The organism is Gymnodinialimonas sp. 202GB13-11, assembly GCF_040932485.1.
Lineage (GTDB): Bacteria > Pseudomonadota > Alphaproteobacteria > Rhodobacterales > Rhodobacteraceae > Gymnodinialimonas > Gymnodinialimonas hymeniacidonis.
The window spans coordinates 1,706,177-1,727,376 of the sequence record NZ_JBFRBH010000001.1 but is presented as its reverse complement, the minus strand read 5'-3'; the positions used below and the strand labels follow the sequence as shown (position 1 = coordinate 1,727,376).

The following is a 21,200-nucleotide window of genomic DNA, read 5'->3' as shown; positions in this document are numbered from 1 at the left end:
CGCCCGCACATGCAAAAAATAAGCCAACTAGCTTGAGGCCAAACCGCATAAAGGTTCTGTCTCCGCGTTCCAGACAGCGAAGCATTTGTTTCTGATGCCATGTGTGAAGCGGCGTCATAACGCGAAGCCAGATCATCCCCGATCTGCCAACATCTGGCGCGCCACGATCATGCGCATGATCTCGTTGGTGCCCTCGAGGATCTGATGCACCCGCAAGTCCCGCACGATTTTCTCGATCCCGTAATCGGCGAGATATCCGTAGCCGCCATGCAGTTGCAGGCATTGGTCCGCGATCCGTGATCCGGCCTCGGTGCAGAACTTCTTTGCCATCGCGCAGGCCTTCGTCGCGTCGGGCGCGCCCGTGTCGAGTTTCCACGCCGCTTGCCGCAGGAACACGCGGGCGGCGTCCAGCTCGATCTCCATGTCGGCCAGTCGGAATTGCAGGGCCTGAAACTGGTCGATGCTTTGCCCGAACGCTTTGCGCTCGCCCATGTAGGCCAGTGTCGCGCGCAAACCGGCTGCTGCGGCGCCGAGCGAGCAGGCCGCGATGTTGAGCCGCCCGCCATCCAGCCCCGCCATGGCGTAGCGAAACCCTTTGCCTTCCTCGCCCAACAAGTTGCCCGCAGGCACGGCGCAATCATCCAACTGCACCTGCCGCGTGGGCTGCGAGCGCCAGCCCATCTTGTCTTCCAGCCCACCAAAGGACAGCCCGTCTGACCCGTTATCCACGACCATGGCGGAAATCCCTCGGGGCCCATCCTCACCCGTCCGGCACATCACGATGTACGCATCCGAATAGCCGCCGCCCGAGATGAAGGCCTTTGTGCCGCTCAGCCTGTATCTCTCATTCGTCCGCTCGGCGCGGGTCTTCAGCGCCGCTGCGTCAGATCCAGACCCCGGCTCGGTCAGGCAATAGGAAAAGATCTTGTCCATGCTCAGCGCCGCAGGAAGATAGCGCGCGCGCAGATCGTCCGAGCCGAAGCTCTCGATCATCTTGGCGCACATGTTGTGGATCGACAGAAACGCCGCGACCGAGGCGCAGGATTCCGACAGCGCCTCGAACACCAGCGTTGCTTCCAAACGCGACAGCCCCGAGCCGCCGTTTTCCTCGGATACGTAAAGGCCCGCGAGGCCCAATTCCGCCAACTTTGGCCACAGCTCTTTCGGGATCGTGCCGTCGCGCTCCCAGGTTTGCGCATGGGGGGCGATCTCGGCCTCGCCGAAGGCGCGGGCCATGTCGTAGATGGCATTGGCCTCTTCGCTGAGTGCAAAATCCATGATTTCTATCCTTGAATTACCTGACCCACCAAGAAAACACAGAACACGAAAAGAAATGGGCTCACGTGCCTCAATGTATGGTCGCGCCAGAGTGTCCACCCGAACGGATCGCGCATCGAAAGCCAATCCAAATAGGCCTTCGCATACGCTTTGTTCGTCAGGTTCCAGAACAACAACACGGCGGCACCGCCAAATGCGACCAACGCGACTTGTCCTTCGCTCATTGCAATGTCCCCACCCATAATAATTGAACGCTCGTTTAATTAACGAGTCTTGCAGCAATGTTGCAAGCGTCTGCCTTGCTATAAATCTGCGTGAAATTCATCCACCAGATGCTCTACGACGGATCGCATCGCAGCCCCCCGGTCGCCCCCAGCATCGAGCGTGCCGTTCAGGACCTTGCGCTGCCGGTCTGCGCTGGTCTCGACCGCCATATCGCGCAGGCGTTCCAGTTCGGCGGCGCATCCCAAGGCGTCGGCGTCTTCTTCCGTGAGCGTTATCAACTCATCGACCAATTCGCGCATGGGCACAACCGCGCCTGCGCCAAAGTCGATCAGGCCCTCCGCCACACCATATCGCTGCGCGCGCCAGCGGTTTTCGTTGACGAGGAAGCGGTCATAGACGCGCCAACGTTGGTTTAGGCCCCGCAGGCGGCAGAGCATCCGCACAAGACATTGGATGAGCGCGGACAGGGCCAGTTGATCCTCCAGCCGGGGTGAGACATCGCAAATGCGCGTCTCCACCGTGGGGAAGTTGGCAGAAGGCCGCAAATCCCACCAGATTTTCGACGTGTCCTCGATAAGGCCGAGGTCAATCAGCACGTCCACCGTGCGGCTATACTCGCCGAATGACCCGAAATTGGGTGGCAGGCCGGTGCGGGGCAGATTGTCGAACACCGTCAGTCGGTAACTCGCCAGCCCCGTATCGCGGCCCTGCCAGAAGGGCGAGGAGGTCGAGAGCGCCAAGAGGTGCGGCAGGAAGTAGGTGAGCTGCCGCATCACGTCGATGCGCAAGTCTTCATCGGGCAGGCCCACATGGCAATGGGCACCGCAGATCAGCATCCGCTCCACCACACCGCCCAGATCGCGTGCGAGCTGGTTGTAGCGGTCGCGGTCGGTGTTCTTCTGGTCCTTCCAATCGGCAAACGGGTGGCACGACACGGCGATGGGCGCGAGGCCGAACTTCGCGGCGCACTCTGCCACCGTGCCGCGCAGGCGTTTCAGGTCCGCGCGGGCGTCGGCGATGGTGGGGCAGATGCCGGTCCCGACCTCGATCTGGCATTTCAGGAATTCCGGGCTGACCTGGCCTTCGAGTTTGTCAGTACAGGCCTCCATCAATCCCGGCGGCGCTTCGGCCAGATCATAGGTTTCGCTGTTGACCAGCAAATATTCCTCTTCGATGCCGAGGGTGAAGTGATCATCGGCGAAGTGTTGAGCCATATTGCGCCTCCCTAAAGGAAGGGTGCGGCGCGTGGGGACGTATGGCAAGCAAAAGCGCCCCTCACGCAGTACCCGGTAATTTCCGTCGTTCCGGTTTTCCGCAATCGCGCGGCGTGATCATTTGCGGCAATCAAGGGGCGTTCCCCCGCTTCCGGGGCATCTGACGAAACTTGATACTTAAGGACTTTTACCGATGAACCGCCGTGCTTTTATTTCCTCTTCGCTACTGGCCGCACCAGCCCTGTTGACCCTGTCCAGCTTTCCTGCCGCTGCGGCCTCCAGCGGCTCGGCGCTGTTGGAGGCCCCGGGCTTCTCCTCTACCGGCAGCTTCACGATCCCTGGCTTCGGAGCAGCCGGGAATGGCCGCTTGACGATGGATTTCACCAATGGCCCCAGCGTGCAGGCGCAGTTCGGCGCCAATGCCGTCAGCCGCATTATGGCGGCAGGCGCAGGCAACCGGATCGGCATTCATTATGAGGGCCATAACGGGCTGGACAGCTACGTGACTCGCTGGACGCTAAACAACGCGACCGCGGGCGGTGCGACAGCAGAATTCAGCGTGGACGGCGGATTGTCGGCAGACGTCTCGGCCCTGGTGGGCGGCGATCAGGATGCGGGCGCTGGCCTGGCTGCGATGATTGTGGCGGCGATGTCTGCAGGCGCGGTTTTCCGCGGCTCTACTTCGGGGCAGTTGCAGGCCCTGATCGGCACGCGCGCCACGCCGTCGGGCGCAGATTTCGGCCTGGACGTGACCGTTCGAGCTTCCTGAGAAAGACCCTGCGGGCCTGCTTCGTGCAGGCCCATTTACGATGAAAGGACCCCAACCCATGGATCGCCGTACACTTCTTCTGGGCGCGCTGGCTGCGCCTGCGCTCATGGCAACGCCCGCCTTCTCGCAAGCCACCGCGCAGCGCGTCTCTCGCGTCATTCTTAGGGCGCCGGATCAAAGCATTATCGATCAGGGCTCGTATACGTTGATCCCGCAAAACGGCGCGAACAACAGTGGTGGGATAAGTTACACGCCCAATTCCGGGCCGGATGTGCGCGCGCTGTTTGGCTCGCGGGCCATTACAGAGATGATCAATGCCGAAAGCGGGCTGATCTTCGGGGTGCGCTTTACCATTGATGGCGCAGACCCCGTGCGAACAATCTGGCGTGTCCGGTCTGTCGTGGACGACTTTGCACAGGCCGATATTGAGGTGGACGGTCAGACCTATCAGGGCACCGCGACGGCAGACACTTCCCAGTTTCCGGGCCAGACTTTGGCGGCCTTGATCGCCTCGGTCATTTCAGGCGCTGCCTTGCAGGCGGGCCACCCGGCCACGTCGCTGCGGGCGCGCATTGGGCACGCGAACGGGGCCGGTCAGGCTCAGTTCCGCCTGAATGCGGCGGTGGAGACGGTGTAAGGTTTTCCTGCCCTCAGACCTTGCAAACGTAGGGTTTTCCGCAATCGCGCGACTTGGGGGCAGGGGTTAGTTTGGGGGCAAGTTACACGAAAGGTCCTGTCTCATGTTGATCCGCTCCATCCTGACCATCGCCGTCCTTGGCTCGTTTGTATTCGGCGCTGCTGCCAATGCTGACGCACCACAGTCCGGCGCGTCGCAGGTTGTCGCGAACACCAGCCCCGACGGCGATTTCCATGATCGCACGGCGACCCGCCTTTTGCTTGCGACCACGCGCTAACCCTTACGACCCTCCCTCCCTGTTGGACTAGCCCCCGGACCCGTTCCGGGGGTCTTTTTTTGCCCGGGCGCCAATAAAACAACGTGTCCGGACACGAAACTTGTCCCGTCAGGGCGCGAACGGGCCTATATTGATCCGCATGATGGGCACAGCCTTGCGGCACCGATCCCATCCACCTGCCTGCAGATCACCGGAGGCCACCACATGTCGAAGAAGACCGAAAGCATCGAAATCCGCCTGTCGCCCGAGTTGAAGAGCGCTCTTGTGCGGGTCAGCGATGGCAAAGGGCGGTCGATGTCCGAGATGGTGCGCAGCCTGATCGAGGGTGAGGTGGAAGGGCGCGGTCAACCGCAACCCAATACCGGAGAGCCCATCATGCTCAGATCCACTTACACGCGCGCTTTGCGCGCCTTTGCCTTCGCGCTGCCGATCCTTGCCTTGGCCAGCGTCTATGTTCTTTCAGCCCAAGCGCCCGCTCAGGCCAATGCCGAGATTCGCATTTTCTTCGCCGAAGTTGACGAAAACGGCGACGGCCGCATCACTTTGCCCGAGGTTGAGACGTTCTTGGCCGAAGATCGGGAGGCCGACCCGGATTGTGCTGAACAGGGTGAGCCGTGCACGCTTGCCGCCTATTCTGAATTTCAACTCAACCGCGCCGATGTCGACGCATCCGCCGATGTTTCCTACGCGGAGTTTGAGGCCGTGAACATCCGCGACTGGGCCGACGATTTCTTGCATGCGGATATCGATGAAAACGGTCTTTTGACGGTCGATGAAATAGTTGCGGTGGAACTATACTGGGCGCTTGAATACGGAACGCTCGAAGAGCACGAGATGGCCCGACTGTCCGCGGCCTGCTTGGCGCAGTTCGAGGCTGAGGAGATCCGCGGCCTTGCGGATACCTGCAACCTAAACACGGAAGGGCGGGCCGAATTGGCGGCCTATGACGCGGATCGCTCCGGCACTGTCAGTTTGTTGGAATATCTCAACCGCTAGGCCGGATCGCTGGCCAAGGTGCGTTTGAGTTCGTCAAAGCTTTTCTCGGTGCACCCGGCCACGGCCAACGCCTCAGCCTCATCCTCGATGATCGCGAGGGTGGGGCCGTCGAGCCCGTCCCAGCTTTTGCGGACCATCTCGGCCATGCGGCGGGCAAGCTCTGTCGGGCTGTAATAGACCAGCATCGACGGCATCGCCTCTGGCGCAACCGCGCTTGCGGCCTCAGCCTGAAACTGCATGAATTTAGGGAAGTTCTGTTCAACCTCCGTCACGCGACGCAGGTCGAACAGATGGATTTGACCCGGCGCGAAATTTGGATCAGCCGCGTATTTTCCGAACATCTCGGCGCTTTCGTCGATCCCGGCACGGCCCCAATATTCGACCAGCACAAGACGGCGTTTGGCGTCAATTTCGTAGGATAGGGGCATCGGATTTTTTCGGTGTTGTTACAGATGACGGCCCGAGATTGGGCCGCCATCGACGTTCTATCGGGGTTACTCCATCACGGGTATGGTGAATTCCCCGCCTTCCTTGATGCCCGAAGGCCAGCGTGATGTGACGGTCTTGGTGCGCGTGTAGAAACGGAAGGCGTCCGGGCCGTGCTGGTTCAAGTCGCCGAAGACCGATTTCTTCCAGCCGCCAAACGTGTGGTAGGCCAGCGGCACCGGGATCGGCACGTTGATACCCACCATGCCCACGTTGACACGGTTGGCGAAATCGCGGGCCGCGTCGCCATCGCGGGTGAAGATGGCGGTGCCGTTGCCGTACTCGTGGTCCATGGCGAGTTTCAGCGCCTCTTCATAAGACCCCGCGCGGACGGTCGACAGGACCGGGCCGAAGATCTCCTTCTGGTAGATCTCCATATCCGGGGTCACGCGGTCGAAGAGGTGCGGGCCAACGAAGAAGCCATCCTCGTAGCCCTGGAGCGAGAAATCACGGCCATCAACAACCAGTTCCGCGCCCGCATCAACGCCCGATTGCACGAGGCGCTGGATGTTTTCCTTGGCCATCGGGGTCACGACGGGGCCGTAATCGACATCGTCGCCGGATGTGTAGGGACCGACTTTCAGCGCTTCGATCTTTGGCACCAGTTTCTCGATCAGGCGATCCGCGGTTTCCTCACCCACCGGCACGGCGACCGAGATCGCCATGCAGCGCTCACCCGCTGCACCGTAGCCTGCACCGACAAGCGCGTCGGCGGCTTGGTCGAGGTCCGCGTCAGGCATGATGATCATGTGGTTCTTCGCGCCGCCAAAGCACTGCACGCGCTTCCCGTTGGCGCAGCCACGCTCGTAGATATAGGCCGCGATTGGGGTGGAGCCGACAAAGCCGATGCCTGAAATCGTCTCATTGTCGAGGATCGCGTCAACACTTTCCTTGTCGCCATTAACGACCTGTAGAAGGCCATCGGGCAAGCCCGCTTCCTGCATCAATTCGGCCAGCATCAAAGGCACTGAGGGGTCACGTTCGGAAGGTTTGAGGATGAAGGCGTTGCCACAAACAAGGGCAGGGGCCATCTTCCACATCGGGATCATGGCGGGGAAGTTGAAGGGCGTAATGCCGGCAGCCACGCCAACGGGCTGGCGCAACGAGTACATGTCGATGCCGGGCCCCGCGCTGTCGGTGAATTCGCCCTTCAGCATGTGCGGCGCGCCGATGCAGAATTCGACAACTTCGAGGCCGCGCTGCACGTCACCCTTGGCGTCTGGGATTGTCTTGCCGTGCTCGCGCGACAGCGCTTCGGCGAGCTTGTCCATGTCGCGCTGCAGGAGGCTCACGAACTTCATCATCACCCGCGCGCGGCGCTGGGGGTTGGTGGCGGCCCAGGCGGGTTGTGCGGCGGCGGCGTCGGCAACAGCAGCGTCGAGTTCGGCCTTGGAGGCCAAGGCCACCTTCGCCTGCACCTCTCCCGTGGCCGGGTTCCAGACATCCGCTGTGCGCCCGGACGTGCCCGCGACGTGTTTGCCGTTAATCCAGTGACCTATCTGTTCCATATGCTCTCTCCCAAGCGCGAAAATCTTTCGCGCGGACAATAGCCTTGCATTTCCGCCGGGAAAAGCGACAGGTTCGCAGGGTCATTTTGCGGAAATACAAGAATGAACTGGGATGATTTGCGCGTATTCCTCGCCACTGCGCGGGCCGAAAGCCTGACTGCGGCGAAGTCTGCCCTGCGGCTGGACCCGGCTACTATCGCGCGCCGCATCGCGCGGCTGGAGGAGGCGGCTGGCGCACCCCTGTTCCTTAAATCGCCACAGGGCTACCGCTTGACTGAGGCGGGCCAGCGCCTTTTGATCCACGCAGAGGAGGCCGAGGCCGCGCTTGGCCGGGGCATGGGCGCGTTGTCTGGGGCGGGCGAAACACTCTCCGGCCCCATCCGCATCGGCGCGCCTGACGGCTGCGCGACCTACCTGTTGCCGCAGGTCTGCGCTGACATCAGCGAACAGCACCCCGACCTCGACCTGCAGATCGTGGCCCTGCCGCGAGTGGTGAACCTGTCGCGGCGCGAGGCCGATTTCGCGATCACCGTCTCAAAGCCCGATACAGCCCGCCTGCAAGCCGAAAGGCTGAGCAATTATCGCTTGTCTCTGGCCGCATCCCGGGACTGGTTGGCAAAGCATGGCGCGCCTGCTGACCGGGCCGCGCTGAAGGGTGCGCGGATGATCGGCTATATCCCGGACATGATCTTTGACGCCGAACTCGACTACCTTGGCGCGCTCGGGATCACACGGGTGCCACTCGCTTCCACCTCGATCTCGGTGCAGCTTCAATTGGCGCGGGCGGGCGGTGGCCTTGCTGTGGTGCACGACTTCGCCCTGCCCACAGCGCCGGAATTGCAACGGATCTTGCCCAATGAGATCACGCTTACCCGCACCTTCTGGCTGGTGCGCCACAAGGGCCAGACCGATGCGCGGCTTGACCGGATTGGGGCGTTGTTGAGCGAGGGCGTGCAGCGCGAAATCGCCCGGCTTGAGGGGCTGGCCGCAGCCTAAAGCCACAGGTTTCCACCAGAAAACTTGACAGATTGCAGCCTTCGGACCCACGCTTGGCCACAGGGAAGCGCGACCAAACAAGGAGGCACCCGATGCTCGTTCAACAAATCCTCAAGGACAAATCCGACGATGGCGTCGTTTCCGTAGCGCCTGGATCGAGTGTGGGTGAGGCGGCCAAGACGCTTTCGAGCCGCAAGATCGGCGCGGTCGTTGTGTCCTTTGATGGAAAGCAGATGGCGGGTATCTTGTCGGAGCGCGATATCGTGCGCGCAATCGGCGCCAATGGGCCGGGCTGCCTTGCGGATCCGGTCGATAGCCTGATGACCTCCAAGATCATCTCAGCCACGAGGGATGAAACGGTCGACAGTGTGTTGGGTAAAATGACCCAAGGACGGTTCCGCCATATGCCGGTGATGGAAGGCAACCAGATGGTCGGCCTGATCTCGATCGGCGATGTGGTGAAGGCGCAGCTTGCTGAACTGGCCATGGAAAAAGAAGCGCTGGAAGGCATGATCAAGGGCTTTTGATGCCCTCATCTGATCGTTGCCAGCGATCCGGTTGCAAACCGGGCCGCAATCGTGTTCCCGTGCCGCCCGGAAAGACGGCGGAGGGATCCCATGCGCACAGGCCTTTATCCCGGCACTTTTGACCCGATCACCTTGGGGCACGTTGATATCATCAAACGGGCCTGCAAATTGGTCGACAAACTGGTCATCGGCGTTGCGATCAATCGCGATAAGGGTCCCCTGTTCTCGCTGGAAGAACGTGTCGCGATGGTGGAGGCCGAATGCGCCGCAATGACCGAAGCCTTCGGGACCGAGATTGTTGCCCATCCCTTTGAGAACCTGTTGATCGATTGCGCCCGTGATGTGGGGGCGGAATTCATCATCCGTGGCCTGCGCGCGGTTGCCGACTTTGAATATGAATACCAAATGGTTGGGATGAACCGGAAACTGGACGCGTCTGTGACGACGGTCTTCCTGATGGCGGAGGCCGAACATCAAGCCATCGCCTCAAAACTGGTGAAGGAAATCGCGCGGTTGGGCGGGGACGTGTCGCAATTCGTGACGTCACCCGTGAACGCCGCGCTGCAAGAGAAATTCCCGCGTTAAAGCGGGCTGGAATTGACATAAGGAGAGCCACATTGGCCGATATCAAAGATCCCGAAAACACGATCCTGATGGAACTGAAGGGCGGCACCGTCACCATCGAGCTTCTGCCCGATGTCGCACCAAAGCATGTAGAGCGCATGAAGGAACTGGCCCGCGAAGGCGCGTATGACGGCGTAGTCTTTCACCGTGTGATCGACGGCTTCATGGCGCAAACGGGCGATGTGCAGCACGGCAAAGATGCCTCCAACCTGCGCATGGCGGGCACGGGCGGTTCGGACAAGCCTGATCTTCCGGCGGAATTCTCGCGCATCCCGCACGCGCGCGGTTCACTCGGCGCAGCGCGCTCGTCGAACCCGAACTCGGCCAACAGCCAGTTCTTCATCAACTTCAAGGACAATGATTTCCTGAACGGCCAATACACCGTTTACGGCAACGTCATTGACGGGATGGAGCATGTGGACGCGATCACCCGGGGCGAGCCGCCTGCGGAGCCTGACACGATGATCTCGGTCAAGGTGGCTGCCGATGCGTAAGGCGGGTCTGGCCCTCCTCCGGCCTGCGGCTGTCCTCGCAGCTTTGGCTGTGGGGCCGGTCGGGGCCACGGGGCTTGAGATTGACGTGGATGGTGAAGCGCAAGGCACAATCATCATCGACCTCTTCGAAGAGTCAGCGCCCTTGCATGTAGAGCGGATCACCACGCTTGCGGGCGAAGGGGCTTACGACGACGTGGTGTTTCACCGGGTGATTGACGGCTTCATGGCGCAGACCGGTGATGTGGAGTTCGGACGGCTCGGCCAGGACATGCGCTATGCCGGGCGGGGTGGGTCGCAATACCCTGATCTGCCTGCAGAATTCTCGGACGATATATCGTTTGAGCGTGGCATGATCGGTATGGCACGGTCGAACGATCCCAACTCCGCCAACAGCCAATTCTTCATCATGTTCGCGCCTGCGCCCCATCTAGACGGCGGCTACACCATCGTGGGCCAGGTCGTGGAAGGTATGGACATCGTGGACCTGATCCGCCGGGGGCGGGGCCGGAACGGCGCCGTTGTGGGTGAGCCGGACCGCATGACCGCCCTACGGGTGCGCGATGATGATCCGGTCGCACCGCCGCCGGAAGAGGATGAAGAGGTGGAGCTGGAATAGCCTCTCACCCCCGCAACTCTGCGTGAGGTGGGCTGTGCAGCCTGCTTACGGATCGACAAGATGGATGGGCGTACCGGTAACGGGGCGCCCATTTTTTGTGGAGGGGACATGCGACGGACTTTTGCGACGCTTTTGACGGTCTGGCTTTGGCTTGGCGGGGCCGCGATGGCGCAGGGCATCGACCCAACCGCCGATTGGCCCAACACCGATTTCGGCACCGCCACAATTGACCTGAGCGAGGTCCGCTCAGGCGGGGTGCCACGCGACGGCATTCCAGCCATCGACGGCCCGCGCATGATTGCCGCTTCGCGGGAACGTGGCCTCGATCCGGCTGAGCCCGTCCTGACCGTGGCCTTCGAAGGCACCGCCGCGCGCGCTTACCCACTGCGCTACCTCACTTGGCATGAAATCGTGAATGATGAGGTTGGAGGCTTCCCGTTTGCGGTGACCTATTGCCCATTGTGCAATTCGGCGATGGTCTTCGCCCGTGAGGTGGAAGGTCAGGTGCTGAGCTTCGGTGTTTCGGGCAACCTGCGCCATTCCGACATGATCATGTATGACCGTGAGACAGAAAGCTGGTGGCAACAGGCTGTGGGTGAGGGGATCGTGGGTGTTCACGCTGGCACCGAGTTGCGCGAATTGCCGGGCTGGCTTGAAAGCTGGGAGAGCTTCCGCGCCGCTTACCCCGACGGCATCGTCATGGCCGAGCCGCGTGGGTACGGACGGGCGTATGGGCGCAACCCTTATGTTGGCTACGACACCTCAGGCTGGCCGTTCCTTTATTCCGGGGAAGAACCTCCCCACGGCATCAGTCCGCTGGCGCGGGTCGTCCGTATAGGCGACCGGGCATGGACCTTGGAGCGTCTGGCGCGGGAGGGTGCGGTGACGGAGGCAGGTGTGACGATCACCTGGGCCGCGGGTGCGGCCTCCGCCCTCGACGCGCCGCAGATCGCGCAAGGCCGGGATGTGGGCCAGATCCGGGTAAGGAATGCGTCGGGGCAGGATGTGCCCCATGACGTGATCTTCGCCTTTGCGTTCCACGCGTTTTGGCCGGACGGAACATGGATGCTGGCGCACTAGGGGATTGCGCCGCCTTCGGCGCCGCCGGGTGCATTTTCCAGGGGAAAACGCGGCGCAGGTGGCAAGGGCGGTGCGCGAATGGGGATGTTTGCATCAAGGGCTCCGATCGGATGCCTCCGGCGGAAGTATTTGGAACCAGTGGAAGCCGGGGTGGTTGAAACTTGCTGGGGGGTGGCGTAGCCCCGCGCCATGGCCAGACCTCCGCTTTTGCAGTTGAACGATATCGCCCTGACTTTCGGCGGTGATCCGGTGTTTTCCCATCTGGATCTGGTGGTTCAGGCAGGTGACCGCATGGCGCTTGTGGGCCGCAATGGCTCGGGCAAATCCACGCTCATGAAGGTGATGGCAGGATTGGTGGAAGCTGATGCAGGCGGTCGCGTTCTGCCCGATGGTACGAGCGTGGGCTATCTGGAACAGGACCCGGACTTTTCCGGGTTCGAGACCTTACGCGATTTTGCGTTGGCTACGCTTGGCCCGTCCGAGGAATGGCGTGTGGAAGCGGCAGCTGAGGGCCTCAAGCTGCGACTCGACGCAGAGGTTTCGGCGGCCTCGGGTGGAGAACGGCGGCGCGCGGCCTTGGCGCGGCTGTTGGCGGAAGCCCCGGATCTGATGCTGCTGGACGAGCCCACCAACCACCTCGATATCGACGCGATCCAATGGCTTGAGGGCGAACTGAAGCAGACCAAGGCAGGCTTCATCCTGATCTCCCATGACCGGGCGTTTCTGAACGCTTTGGCGCGCGGGGTCCTGTGGCTCGATCGCGGCGTTGTGCGGCGGATGGACAAGGGCTTTGACCGGTTCGAGGAATGGCGCGACACGGTCTGGGCGGAGGAGGACCTTGCCCGCCACAAGCTTGACCGCAAGATCAAGGCCGAGGCGCGATGGGCCGTGGAAGGCATCAGCGCGCGCCGCAAGCGCAACATGGGCCGTGTGCGTGCCTTGGGCGAGTTGCGGGCCGAACGCTCGGCGATGATCCGGCGGCAAGGCACGGCCGCGATGGCGTTGGAGGCCGGACCACAATCCGGTAAGAAGGTCATTGAAGCCGTTGGTATTTCAAAGGCTTACGATGGCAAAGATATCCTGAAGCCGTTTGATCTGCGCGTTTTGCGTGGCGACCGCGTGGCGTTTGTCGGCCCCAATGGCGCGGGTAAGACGACGCTTCTGAAGATGCTGACGGGTGAGCTGACGCCGGATACGGGCAGCGTTAGCCACGGCACCGGGATCGAGATGGCGGTGTTTGACCAGACCCGCTCAGCCCTCGACCCGGATGCGACCCTATGGGAAAGCCTCGCCAATGACCCGGAGGTTGGCGTGAAGGGCCGTGCCGATCAGGTGCTGGTGCGTGGCGTGCCAAAGCATGTCGTGGGCTACCTAAAGGAGTTCCTGTTCGACGATGCGCAGGCGCGCGCGCCTGCGCGGTCCCTCTCGGGCGGGGAGAAGGCGCGACTGTTGCTGGCGAGGATCATGGCGCGTGAGAGTAACCTGTTGGTGCTTGATGAGCCGACCAACGATCTGGACGTCGAAACGCTCGATCTTCTGCAGGATTTGCTGGGGGAGTATCCGGGCACGGTTTTGCTCGTGAGCCATGACCGTGATTTTCTGGATCGTGTAGCGACCACCACGGTCGCGTTGGAAGGTGCGGGTCGTTCGGTCGTCTATGCCGGCGGTTGGACGGATATGATCGCTCAAAGGGGTGGCGCTGCCCCCGTGAAGCCCGATAAGGGCAGGCCGAAGGCCGAGAAGATCGCATCAGAACCAGCTGAAAAGGCGAAAAAAACTGGGCTGTCGTTCACGGAAAAGCACCGGCTTGAGACGTTACCATCCGAAATCGGACGGCTGGAGGCCGAGATCGCTAAACTCTCCGAGCTTCTATCAGATCCCGAGATTTACACAGCGCAGCCCGTGAAGGCGCAGAAGGCGACCGATGCCTTGGCCGAACGGCAGGCCAAGCTGGACGCCGCTGAAATGGAGTGGCTGGAACTGGAAGAAAAGGCCGGTTAACGGGCGGCCAACTGAGTGAGCGCCACGCCAGATGCCATGACGGCGATCCCCAGTAGACGTAGGCCTGAGATCGGGCTGACCTGCGCGCCGAATAGCCCGAAATGGTCGATGGCAGCGGCACTGACGAGCTGCCCGAGCAATACGAAAAACACGGCATTCCCGACGCCGAATGTCGGTGCTATATAGGTGATCGTGAGCACGTAGAAAGCGATCAGAGCGCCCGCTAAGAATAGATGCTTGGGCTGGCCTGGCAGCGCGCGCAGGGGCTCCAACCCCGTGACGGCGACGGTCACGCCCGCAGTTATCAATGCTACAACGAACAGGATCGTCGCGGCAGCGGCGGGGGAGCCGATATTGGCTCCGAGCCGCGCGTTTAGGGCTGCAAGGATCGGGATGCCGATACCAGCGGCGAACATGATGAGGGCTTGGGCCGGCATCAGGAGCAGATCCCACCGATGGGGGCATCGGCCCAGGGGATGCGGATGTCGGTGTCGTCGGCGCGGGATTGCAGGGGCGTGACGGGCATAACCTGGCCGATCAGGGCCTCTAGCCGCGCAGTGCGGGCGCCGTCCGGGTCGAGAGCGCGACAGCACACATATTCTTCGACCAACGAGGCTTGCTGCTCATATCCGTAGCTCAGGAACGGGCGCGGGTCGTCGTTATCGAACAGGTACGGATCCTCGATGACGGCATGTTCCCAGAAGGCGCGGAAGGGGTGGTAGTTCGTGACCTCTCGGTTCTGCCATTGCCAGATATGGGTCATTTCATGGGCGAAGAACATTGCGGCGACGAGGCCGCGGGTGCCGTCCTCGAACCGCGTGTAATCGGGCAGAACAACATCTTCGCGCAGGTGGAGCGTGTTGAAGAAGACGATGCCAGCCGTTTGGCCACTGGTGGTCGGGCTTTCGGGCGGCGGGAAGATGCGCTCGCGGCAGGTGACAGGAGGGCGCGTGGGGTAGGTCTGTGTGAAGATGCCAACAAACGGATTCTGGACGATCCGCACGGGTCTGGGGTTGAACGTTGGTCCCTGGATATCCGCCATATAAGCGATTTCGGCCTCGGTCAGCGGGCGCCCGCAGGTGGCGAGCAGGAGGGTCAGAAAAAGAAGGAAGAGGGTTCGCATGGCGCCATCTTTACGGATTCGTCAGCGCGATAGAACCGAATATTGCCGAGGCCAAGTGCTTTGACCGGGATCAAGGCATCACGACGTCGTTGTCGGCACACTCACGGCGGAAACAGAGGTGTCACATGCTGAAACGATGTATGATCTTAACTGCCCTTGGGCTCATTGCGGGCGCGCCTGCCGACGCCCAGGATACAGAGCGCGGCGCCCGGCTCTACACCGATCATTGCGCGGTCTGTCATGGAACGGCGCTGCTTGGCGACGGGCCGATGGCGGAGGTGTTGGTGGTTCCGCCAGCCAATCTGCGCATGATTGAAGGACAAAACGGCGGCTACTTCCCGCGCGTGGGCGTGGCGGGCCACATCGATGGGCGCGACCCGCTTCTGTCCCATGGTGGTGAGATGCCCGTCTTTGGCCGCATGTTTTCGGAGATGAGCGAGGTCATGACAAGCCCGGGCGGCGATACGGTTCTGACGAGCCCTGAGGTGATCGACCTCGTGGAGTATCTCGCCACGCAGCAGGACTGAGACGGTTCAAGGCAGGGCGAGGGTTGCTGTGGCGGTGGCGACGGGTTTGCCGTTGTCCTCGGCGCTGAGGTCTGCGCGGGCGAAGGCGAGGGATTTGCCGGCGCGGATGATCGTGGCGCGGCAAAGGATGGCCGGGCCGGTGCCTGGGCGCAGGAATTGGGTGTCGAGCGTGACGGTGCCTGCGGGCACGAAATCCCCCACGTAGCCCGCAAGGGCGAGGATCATGGTCGTGTCGGCCTGGGCGGCCAGCGCTTGGCCCGAGACGATGCCGCCGACCCGCGCGAGGCGGGGGGTGAGGGGCATGCGGGTGGTGGTGGCTTCGGCCCCGATATCGGTCACGGCGAGGTTCAGATCGAGAACCCAAGGGGCGAAATGATCGGCCAGAAGGGCTTGGGCATCAGCAGGTGTCATGGGAGCGAGGGTAGGGGAGATGAGGGCGGAGGGGAAGGGGCTGCTCACGCGTGAGCGGAGGGGTTAAGGCGTTGTTTCTGTTTGGTAAGGGCGTTTTTGTTAGGATTTTGTTAACGCAATTTCTGTGGACTCCACGCCACGTTCGGCGACCCGCATTTTTGCGCCGGACTGGACAGAATGCGGGGGAATCATGCACCAAATTTGCGTCTGCTCATTCTACCAAAGGACCTTTTGCCATGATGCGCTTTTCGCTGACGACCCTTGCCCTTTTGACCTCCACCGGTGCCGCATTTGCCGGGCCCTATGACGCGCCCGCCGCGCCACCGCCTGTGATCATCGCCGAAGAACGTGGATTTGATGGCTTCTATGCGGGCCTCGAATACGGTCTGGTCGACAGCGAATTCAGCGCAACGCTTGCGGGAGCGAACGTGTTCACCGTGCGCTATCCGCAAGAAGGCGACGCCTGGGGCGGGTTCGCGGGCTACAACTTCCAGAATGGCGGTTTTGTCTATGGCGGTGAGGTGCGGATGTTGCATTTCATCGACGCAGATACGATCAGCACGCGCTTGGAAGACGTGATCGACCTGCGCGCCCGGGCGGGCTACGCGCTGGGCGATGACGTTCTGGTTTATGCAGCGGCGGGCTACTCGACGGGGAACTACTGGTTCGCCGGAGTGGATACGACGGTGAGCGGGCTGAATTTCGGGGCAGGGGCGGAGTTTAACGTGACCGACCGGCTGTTCGTGGGCTTTGACTATACGTCGCGCGAGTTGGAGATGGACCCGGCGGTGCCACGGCTGGAAGGACCGCTGAACACGGCGACCTTACGGGTTGGTTTCCGGTTCTGAGATTGGGGTGATTTTTGGACTGACATGAGGGCCCGGAGAACTTGCGCTTTCCGGGTTTGTTTTCAGATTTGTGGAGCAAATGACAAACACCTGCTTCATGTTTGCTCTGCGATTGCTGATCACGACCCGACCCACCGGTTCGTGTCTCGGCCCGGCCTAGCCTCTATCAGGTTTGTGGGCGGGCTTGGTTCAGATACCGTCTAGAACGCCTAAGCTGTTCGAATGCACGCTCGACCGAAAACAGCAAAAATAGCATAGTCAGTGCATAGAAGAGCCGATCTGGAAGCCTTACATTTGCGCTCTCTGCGGAGGGTTGGTCTGTCAATTGCAAGAATAGTGCAATCTCATCGGAGAACGGAATGAACAGACAACCAAGTGCAACTGCAAAAAAGCCTACTGTTTCAGCGTGTTGTTTTGACAGAACCATTGCGCCACGAGATTCCGGTTTGAGAACTTGGTATGCCTCCGCCTTTTCAGACAAAACTCCTGTATTTCTTTCTATGAGTTGAATGGTCAAAAAAGTTGTCGCCGGTTGAATTAAGTGACCGAGCACATAGCCAAAGAAAATTATCCAGGTCGCGCTACCAATAGTTGTGTCGTCGGGAAAAATTCCAAACTTTAAGAGAACAAGCCCGATGATCGTAGCTCCGGGGATCAAACGAGCGTAAACATCAAACCAGACGTCAGGTAGTTTAGAAAAGGTTCCATCAGCCATCTTCCAACAATCCTATCTTTCTTGATCGCATCAAACGCTCCTGTGGTCAGCCGCCGACGACAGTCTCACCCCCTCACGACACCTGCAAATCAAACACTTCCCCATCCGTCGTCTCGCACACGCCAATCGCGGTGATCTGGACGCCCGTGTAGCGGAACTCGCAGCGCATGGAGCGGCCTCCATCACTCGTCAAGATCGCCGTTCCAAACCCGGCTTCGGTGTCGGCGAGGATGGAGGCGGTTTCGCGGAGGATGGAGCCTCCGGCGGCGCTCTGTAGCAGCTCCAACCCCTGATTTGCGCCTTCGCGGACGGCGACCCAGCGGCCGGTGAAGGTCTCGTATTGGGTTTCGATGCGCATCTCGCCGGAATTGCGGAGGACGCCTTGGGTGATTTCGCCGGATCCGGTCAGGCCGGTGCGGCGGGACATGATGAGGGTTTCGGGGGCCGTGCCGCAGGCGGTGAGGGTGAAGACAAGCGCAACCCCAACTAGTTTCCTAAACATCCAACTCCTCCACAAACCGCGCATTCTCTTGAATGTATTGGAAGCGGAGTTCGGGTTTTTTGCCCATAAGGCGTTCGACGAGGTCTCCGGTCTCGCCCGGCACGTCGTCGTCGACATTGACGCGGATGAGTTTGCGGGTTGAGACGTCCATCGTTGTCTCTTTGAGGTCCTTGGCGTCCATTTCGCCGAGGCCCTTGAAGCGGGAGACGTCGATTTTTCCTTTGCCGCCCAAACCCTTGGCGAGCCATTCGTCACGCTCGGCCTCATCAATGCAATAGACGCGTTTCGCGCCTTGGGTGAGGCGGAAGAGGGGCGGGCAGGCCAGGTACAGGTGGCCCTGGTCGATCATCGGGCGCATCTGGGTGAAGAAGAACGTCATTAGGAGGGACGCGATATGGGCGCCGTCGACGTCCGCGTCGGTCATGATGATGATCTTGTCGTAGCGCAGGTCGTCGATGTTGAATTTGGTGCCAAGGCCGACGCCGAGGGCCTGCGTGAGGTCACTGATTTCGGCGTTGGAGGAGAGTTTCGAGGAGGCCGCACCAAGGACGTTGAGGATCTTGCCGCGCAGGGGCAGGAGGGCCTGGGTCTTGCGGTCGCGCGCCATCTTGGCAGAGCCACCGGCGCTGTCGCCTTCGACGATGAAGAGTTCGGTGCCTTCGCGGGCGGATTGGGAGCAATCGACGAGCTTGCCGGGAAGGCGGAGTTTCTTGGTGGCGGATTTGCGGGCGGTTTCTTTCTCCTGCTTTCTCCGCAGGCGTTCTTCGGCGCGCAGGACGAGGAAATCGAGGATCGCGCCCGCCTCTTTGGTGTTCTGGCCGAGCCAGTTGTCGAGGTGGTCGCGGACGGCGCCTTCGACGAGGCGTTGGGCCTCGGTTGTCGCCAGGCGGTCCTTGGTTTGGCCCACGAATTCAGGCTCGGAGATGAAGCAGGATACCAGCGCGCAGGCCCCGTTGGCGAGGTCGTCGCGGGTGATGTTGGCGGCCTTCTTGTTGTTGGCGAGTTCCCCGTACGCCTTGATGCCTTTGAGGACGGCGCCGAAGAAGCCCGCGACATGGGTGCCGCCTTCGGGGGTGGGGACGGTGTTGCAGTAGGACTGCATGAAGCCGTCGCGTGTGGGGGTCCAGTTGATGGCCCATTCGACGGAGCCGGGCACGCCGAAGCGGGGCTGGAAGTCGACTTTGCCCGCGAAGGGTTTGTCGGAATAGACCGGCGCGGTGCCGAGGGTTTCGCCGAGGTAGTCGGCGAGGCCGCCGGGGAAGTGGAAGGTGGCTTCGGTGGGCGTTTCGCCATCGTCGATCTCGGACTTCCAGCGGATTTCGACGCCCGAGAACAGATAGGCCTTGGAGCGGACCATCTTGTGGAGCCGCGCGGGCTTGAACCGGTGCGAGCCGAAGATTTGTTCGTCCGCGTGGAAGGTGACGGCGGTGCCGCGGCGGTTGGGTGTCGTGCCGAGCGACTGGACGGGGCCTTGGGGGACGCCGCGGGAGAAGTCTTGGGCGAAAAGCTCTCGATTGCGGGCGACTTCGACGCGGACGTGATCGGACAGCGCGTTGACGACGGAGACGCCGACGCCGTGGAGGCCGCCCGACGTCTGATAGGCCTTGCCGGAGAATTTGCCGCCCGCGTGCAGAGTGCAGAGGATCACTTCGAGGGCGGATTTATCGGGGAATTTGGGGTGCGGGTCGATCGGGATGCCGCGGCCATTGTCGGTGATGGTGACGGAGTAGTCGGCGTGGAGCGTCACTTCGATGCGGTTGGCGTGGCCCGCGACGGCCTCGTCCATGGAATTGTCGAGCACTTCGGCCACCAGATGGTGCAGCGCGCGTTCATCGGTGCCGCCAATATACATGCCGGGGCGTTTGCGCACAGGCTCCAGCCCCTCCAACACCTCGATGGAGGAGGCGTCATAGGCTTGCGCGTCGGGGGTGCCCGATAGAAGGTCGTCGGCCATGGCTCTGCTCTATATTGTGTGCCCTTTTGCCAATAATGGCAGGTTTGGGGGAGGGGGGGAAGGTGCTGTGGGAGGCTTAAGCGCATTCTCCCCGCCATATTCTGACCCCAGTTCGCCTATACTGTTGAAAGATCATTCGAATGTGCGGGCAGTCAGATGCCGGATACCCTTCTTGGCGGGATCGCCATCAACGAGATCCTTGCGGATCCCAATAGCTCGGGCGGGTTCAACACCGACACCGACGTGAATGGTGTTGCGCGCGGCGGTGACGAATATGTGGAGCTGGTCAACACCTCCGGCAGCGCCATAGACATCTCGGGGCTAGAGCTTTGGGATGCCGGACGCGGCAATTGGTTCACCTTTCCACCGGGCACAATTCTGGAAGCAGGCGCGCACGCTGTCGTCGTGCGCAATGTGCAGAACGGGGGCAGCCTGCCCGCGACGACTGGCGATAATCTGGCCTTTGATGCGGATTTTGGAAGCGGCGTTCTTAATAACGCCAGAGACAACGTTGTCGTCTATGACCCTGACAACGACGAATTTATTCAGGCCGTCTACAACGGCGACACGTTCGACGACCCACCGAATGACTATACCGGCTTTTCCAGCACGGCCACGCAGTCTGGCAGTGGCGAAGACTTCGGAAATGATATTGATGGTCGGTCGATCCAACGCACCTCAACCGGGTTTGACAACAATCAGACACCCACACCCGGCGCGCCCAATATCTGCTTTGTGGGTGGGACGCGCATTCGCACGCCTGACGGGTTCAAGGCGGTCGAAAGGCTGCGCCCCGGAGATACGGTCTGCACGCTCGACAGCGGACCGCAGCCTGTGGCCTGGGTTTTCGCCCGGCATGTCAAACTGTCTGAGGTGCAGGCGGACCCTTCTTTGCGCGGGATCTCGATCCCGGCCGCATCTGGGGACGTGTTGCGCGTATCGCGCCACCATCGTTTGGCTTTGTCCGGCGACTCCATCGCGGCGCGGCTGGGCGCCGAGACTGTCTTGGCCCCGGCCAAGGATTTGGTGGGCCAATTTGGCATAGAGGAATGGATACCGGACGCCGATTTTCACTACGTCCATATCCTGTTGGAAGGCCACCATATTCTGGACGCGGAGGGCATTGCCGCAGAAAGCCTGCTTATGGGGCCGCAAGCTTGGGCCGGTCTGGACCGGGCTGCGCAGGCTGATTTGATGCTGCTTTTCCCTGATGGCATGCCCGATGAGGTCACGGAGCACGAAAGTGCAGCCTATCCCATTGCAGAGGGACGCCGGGTTCGTGCGATCGTGGCCGAGGCGGAAGCGGCCCAAGACACGTTGTTGCTTCGCGTTTCGTGACTTGCGCTGTTGCTGCGCGCGCGCAGCAATTTTCCTCCCCCCTCCCACCAATGC

25 protein-coding genes are annotated in these 21,200 nt (G+C 61.4%); 14 read left to right on the top strand and 11 right to left on the bottom strand.

Annotation, left to right across the window (positions count from 1 at the left end):
• Positions 1 to 132: 132 nt before the first annotated feature.
• From V8J81_RS08575 to V8J81_RS08565, 3 genes are all read right to left on the bottom strand, one after another.
• Positions 133 to 1,278 carry an acyl-CoA dehydrogenase family protein gene (locus V8J81_RS08575; RefSeq protein WP_368475334.1) on the bottom strand — a complete coding sequence of 382 codons (1,146 nt, stop codon included), beginning with the start codon at positions 1,276 to 1,278 and terminating at the stop codon, positions 133 to 135.
• 5 nt (positions 1,279 to 1,283) lie between these two features.
• Positions 1,284 to 1,502, bottom strand: coding sequence for a hypothetical protein (locus V8J81_RS08570; RefSeq protein WP_368475333.1), 219 nt, complete (start codon positions 1,500 to 1,502; stop codon positions 1,284 to 1,286).
• Positions 1,503 to 1,580: 78 nt separating this feature from the next.
• A complete protein-coding gene (locus V8J81_RS08565) occupies positions 1,581 to 2,717 on the bottom strand; it encodes a carboxylate-amine ligase (RefSeq protein WP_368475332.1) in 1,137 nt (378 codons plus the stop codon).
• 193 nt (positions 2,718 to 2,910) lie between these two features.
• Between V8J81_RS08565 and V8J81_RS08560 the strand changes: the two genes are divergently transcribed.
• From V8J81_RS08560 to V8J81_RS08545, 4 genes are all read left to right on the top strand, one after another.
• Positions 2,911 to 3,486, top strand: a complete 576-nt coding sequence (locus V8J81_RS08560; protein ID WP_368475331.1) for a hypothetical protein — start codon at positions 2,911 to 2,913, stop codon at positions 3,484 to 3,486.
• Between the two features lie 58 nt (positions 3,487 to 3,544).
• Complete coding sequence (locus V8J81_RS08555) at positions 3,545 to 4,123, top strand: hypothetical protein (RefSeq protein WP_368475330.1); 579 nt, start codon at positions 3,545 to 3,547, stop codon at positions 4,121 to 4,123.
• Positions 4,124 to 4,226: 103 nt separating this feature from the next.
• Entirely contained in the window at positions 4,227 to 4,400 is a 174-nt protein-coding gene (locus V8J81_RS08550) for a hypothetical protein (RefSeq protein WP_368475329.1), read from the top strand.
• 204 nt (positions 4,401 to 4,604) lie between these two features.
• Complete coding sequence (locus tag V8J81_RS08545) at positions 4,605 to 5,396, top strand: EF-hand domain-containing protein (RefSeq protein WP_368475328.1); 792 nt, start codon at positions 4,605 to 4,607, stop codon at positions 5,394 to 5,396.
• On the opposite strand, the gene V8J81_RS08540 is transcribed toward V8J81_RS08545, so the two are convergent.
• Together V8J81_RS08540 and V8J81_RS08535 are read right to left on the bottom strand one after the other, a co-directional pair.
• Positions 5,393 to 5,824, bottom strand: a complete 432-nt coding sequence (locus tag V8J81_RS08540) for a hypothetical protein (RefSeq protein WP_368475327.1) — start codon at positions 5,822 to 5,824, stop codon at positions 5,393 to 5,395. The two genes, V8J81_RS08545 and V8J81_RS08540, sit on opposite strands and share 4 nt — an antisense overlap.
• Before the next feature lie 66 nt (positions 5,825 to 5,890).
• Positions 5,891 to 7,390 carry a CoA-acylating methylmalonate-semialdehyde dehydrogenase gene (locus tag V8J81_RS08535; RefSeq protein ID WP_368475326.1) on the bottom strand — a complete coding sequence of 500 codons (1,500 nt, stop codon included), beginning with the start codon at positions 7,388 to 7,390 and terminating at the stop codon, positions 5,891 to 5,893.
• A 102-nt stretch (positions 7,391 to 7,492) separates the two neighbouring features.
• On the opposite strand from V8J81_RS08535, the gene V8J81_RS08530 reads away from it, so the two are divergent.
• From V8J81_RS08530 to V8J81_RS08500, 7 genes are all read left to right on the top strand, one after another.
• Entirely contained in the window at positions 7,493 to 8,386 is an 894-nt protein-coding gene (locus tag V8J81_RS08530; RefSeq protein ID WP_368475325.1) for a LysR family transcriptional regulator, read from the top strand.
• A gap of 92 nt (positions 8,387 to 8,478) precedes the next feature.
• On the top strand, positions 8,479 to 8,913 hold the full coding sequence (locus tag V8J81_RS08525; protein ID WP_368475324.1) for a CBS domain-containing protein: 435 nt from the start codon (positions 8,479 to 8,481) through the stop codon (positions 8,911 to 8,913).
• 90 nt (positions 8,914 to 9,003) lie between these two features.
• Positions 9,004 to 9,498: a pantetheine-phosphate adenylyltransferase gene (gene coaD, locus V8J81_RS08520; protein ID WP_368475323.1), complete on the top strand. Its 495-nt coding sequence runs from the start codon at positions 9,004 to 9,006 to the stop codon at positions 9,496 to 9,498.
• 32 nt (positions 9,499 to 9,530) lie between these two features.
• Positions 9,531 to 10,031, top strand: a complete 501-nt coding sequence (locus V8J81_RS08515) for a peptidylprolyl isomerase (RefSeq protein ID WP_368475322.1) — start codon at positions 9,531 to 9,533, stop codon at positions 10,029 to 10,031.
• Complete coding sequence (locus V8J81_RS08510; protein WP_368475321.1) at positions 10,024 to 10,647, top strand: peptidylprolyl isomerase; 624 nt, start codon at positions 10,024 to 10,026, stop codon at positions 10,645 to 10,647. The genes V8J81_RS08515 and V8J81_RS08510 overlap by 8 nt, the downstream gene beginning before the upstream one ends.
• Before the next feature lie 108 nt (positions 10,648 to 10,755).
• Positions 10,756 to 11,727 carry a DUF3179 domain-containing protein gene (locus V8J81_RS08505; RefSeq protein WP_368475320.1) on the top strand — a complete coding sequence of 324 codons (972 nt, stop codon included), beginning with the start codon at positions 10,756 to 10,758 and terminating at the stop codon, positions 11,725 to 11,727.
• Positions 11,728 to 11,916: 189 nt separating this feature from the next.
• A complete protein-coding gene (locus tag V8J81_RS08500) occupies positions 11,917 to 13,728 on the top strand; it encodes an ABC-F family ATP-binding cassette domain-containing protein (protein WP_368475319.1) in 1,812 nt (603 codons plus the stop codon).
• Here V8J81_RS08500 and V8J81_RS08495 read toward each other — a convergent pair.
• Entirely contained in the window at positions 13,725 to 14,165 is a 441-nt protein-coding gene (locus tag V8J81_RS08495) for a DMT family transporter (protein ID WP_368475318.1), read from the bottom strand. The two genes, V8J81_RS08500 and V8J81_RS08495, sit on opposite strands and share 4 nt — an antisense overlap.
• On the bottom strand, positions 14,165 to 14,851 hold the full coding sequence (locus tag V8J81_RS08490; protein ID WP_368475317.1) for a hypothetical protein: 687 nt from the start codon (positions 14,849 to 14,851) through the stop codon (positions 14,165 to 14,167). Before V8J81_RS08490 ends, V8J81_RS08495 begins: the two co-directional genes overlap by 1 nt.
• A gap of 125 nt (positions 14,852 to 14,976) precedes the next feature.
• Here V8J81_RS08490 and V8J81_RS08485 point away from each other — a divergent pair, with 125 nt between their 5' ends.
• Complete coding sequence (locus V8J81_RS08485) at positions 14,977 to 15,378, top strand: c-type cytochrome (protein ID WP_368475316.1); 402 nt, start codon at positions 14,977 to 14,979, stop codon at positions 15,376 to 15,378.
• 6 nt (positions 15,379 to 15,384) lie between these two features.
• Here V8J81_RS08485 and V8J81_RS08480 read toward each other — a convergent pair whose 3' ends face one another.
• Entirely contained in the window at positions 15,385 to 15,789 is a 405-nt protein-coding gene (locus tag V8J81_RS08480) for a PaaI family thioesterase (RefSeq protein WP_368475315.1), read from the bottom strand.
• 236 nt (positions 15,790 to 16,025) lie between these two features.
• Between V8J81_RS08480 and V8J81_RS08475 the strand changes: the two genes are divergently transcribed.
• Positions 16,026 to 16,637: an outer membrane protein gene (locus tag V8J81_RS08475; RefSeq protein ID WP_368475314.1), complete on the top strand. Its 612-nt coding sequence runs from the start codon at positions 16,026 to 16,028 to the stop codon at positions 16,635 to 16,637.
• A gap of 166 nt (positions 16,638 to 16,803) precedes the next feature.
• Here the strand turns inward: V8J81_RS08475 and V8J81_RS08470 are convergent, their stop codons facing one another.
• The 3 genes from V8J81_RS08470 to parE form a co-directional block, all read right to left on the bottom strand.
• Positions 16,804 to 17,352 (bottom strand): hypothetical protein, encoded by a 549-nt coding sequence (locus V8J81_RS08470; protein ID WP_368475313.1) that lies wholly within the window; start codon positions 17,350 to 17,352, stop codon positions 16,804 to 16,806.
• 73 nt (positions 17,353 to 17,425) lie between these two features.
• Complete coding sequence (locus V8J81_RS08465; RefSeq protein ID WP_368475312.1) at positions 17,426 to 17,854, bottom strand: hypothetical protein; 429 nt, start codon at positions 17,852 to 17,854, stop codon at positions 17,426 to 17,428.
• Positions 17,847 to 19,808, bottom strand: coding sequence for a DNA topoisomerase IV subunit B (gene parE, locus V8J81_RS08460; protein ID WP_368475311.1), 1,962 nt, complete (start codon positions 19,806 to 19,808; stop codon positions 17,847 to 17,849). The genes V8J81_RS08465 and parE overlap by 8 nt, the downstream gene beginning before the upstream one ends.
• 156 nt (positions 19,809 to 19,964) lie before the next feature.
• On the opposite strand from parE, the gene V8J81_RS08455 reads away from it, so the two are divergent.
• Positions 19,965 to 21,146 carry a Hint domain-containing protein gene (locus V8J81_RS08455; protein ID WP_368475310.1) on the top strand — a complete coding sequence of 394 codons (1,182 nt, stop codon included), beginning with the start codon at positions 19,965 to 19,967 and terminating at the stop codon, positions 21,144 to 21,146.
• Positions 21,147 to 21,200: the final 54 nt, after the last annotated feature.

Coding starts and splice junctions, on each gene's coding strand:
- V8J81_RS08575 (WP_368475334.1), bottom strand. CDS start 1,278: ATGGATTTTGCACTCAGCGAAGAGGCCAATGCCATCTACGACATGGCC.
- V8J81_RS08570 (WP_368475333.1), bottom strand. CDS start 1,502: ATGAGCGAAGGACAAGTCGCGTTGGTCGCATTTGGCGGTGCCGCCGTG.
- V8J81_RS08565 (WP_368475332.1), bottom strand. CDS start 2,717: ATGGCTCAACACTTCGCCGATGATCACTTCACCCTCGGCATCGAAGAG.
- V8J81_RS08560 (WP_368475331.1), top strand. CDS start 2,911: ATGAACCGCCGTGCTTTTATTTCCTCTTCGCTACTGGCCGCACCAGCC.
- V8J81_RS08555 (WP_368475330.1), top strand. CDS start 3,545: ATGGATCGCCGTACACTTCTTCTGGGCGCGCTGGCTGCGCCTGCGCTC.
- V8J81_RS08550 (WP_368475329.1), top strand. CDS start 4,227: ATGTTGATCCGCTCCATCCTGACCATCGCCGTCCTTGGCTCGTTTGTA.
- V8J81_RS08545 (WP_368475328.1), top strand. CDS start 4,605: ATGTCGAAGAAGACCGAAAGCATCGAAATCCGCCTGTCGCCCGAGTTG.
- V8J81_RS08540 (WP_368475327.1), bottom strand. CDS start 5,824: ATGCCCCTATCCTACGAAATTGACGCCAAACGCCGTCTTGTGCTGGTC.
- V8J81_RS08535 (WP_368475326.1), bottom strand. CDS start 7,390: ATGGAACAGATAGGTCACTGGATTAACGGCAAACACGTCGCGGGCACG.
- V8J81_RS08530 (WP_368475325.1), top strand. CDS start 7,493: ATGAACTGGGATGATTTGCGCGTATTCCTCGCCACTGCGCGGGCCGAA.
- V8J81_RS08525 (WP_368475324.1), top strand. CDS start 8,479: ATGCTCGTTCAACAAATCCTCAAGGACAAATCCGACGATGGCGTCGTT.
- coaD (WP_368475323.1), top strand. CDS start 9,004: ATGCGCACAGGCCTTTATCCCGGCACTTTTGACCCGATCACCTTGGGG.
- V8J81_RS08510 (WP_368475321.1), top strand. CDS start 10,024: ATGCGTAAGGCGGGTCTGGCCCTCCTCCGGCCTGCGGCTGTCCTCGCA.
- V8J81_RS08505 (WP_368475320.1), top strand. CDS start 10,756: ATGCGACGGACTTTTGCGACGCTTTTGACGGTCTGGCTTTGGCTTGGC.
- V8J81_RS08500 (WP_368475319.1), top strand. CDS start 11,917: ATGGCCAGACCTCCGCTTTTGCAGTTGAACGATATCGCCCTGACTTTC.
- V8J81_RS08495 (WP_368475318.1), bottom strand. CDS start 14,165: ATGCCGGCCCAAGCCCTCATCATGTTCGCCGCTGGTATCGGCATCCCG.
- V8J81_RS08490 (WP_368475317.1), bottom strand. CDS start 14,851: ATGCGAACCCTCTTCCTTCTTTTTCTGACCCTCCTGCTCGCCACCTGC.
- V8J81_RS08485 (WP_368475316.1), top strand. CDS start 14,977: ATGCTGAAACGATGTATGATCTTAACTGCCCTTGGGCTCATTGCGGGC.
- V8J81_RS08480 (WP_368475315.1), bottom strand. CDS start 15,789: ATGACACCTGCTGATGCCCAAGCCCTTCTGGCCGATCATTTCGCCCCT.
- V8J81_RS08475 (WP_368475314.1), top strand. CDS start 16,026: ATGATGCGCTTTTCGCTGACGACCCTTGCCCTTTTGACCTCCACCGGT.
- V8J81_RS08470 (WP_368475313.1), bottom strand. CDS start 17,352: ATGGCTGATGGAACCTTTTCTAAACTACCTGACGTCTGGTTTGATGTT.
- V8J81_RS08465 (WP_368475312.1), bottom strand. CDS start 17,854: ATGTTTAGGAAACTAGTTGGGGTTGCGCTTGTCTTCACCCTCACCGCC.
- parE (WP_368475311.1), bottom strand. CDS start 19,808: ATGGCCGACGACCTTCTATCGGGCACCCCCGACGCGCAAGCCTATGAC.
- V8J81_RS08455 (WP_368475310.1), top strand. CDS start 19,965: ATGCCGGATACCCTTCTTGGCGGGATCGCCATCAACGAGATCCTTGCG.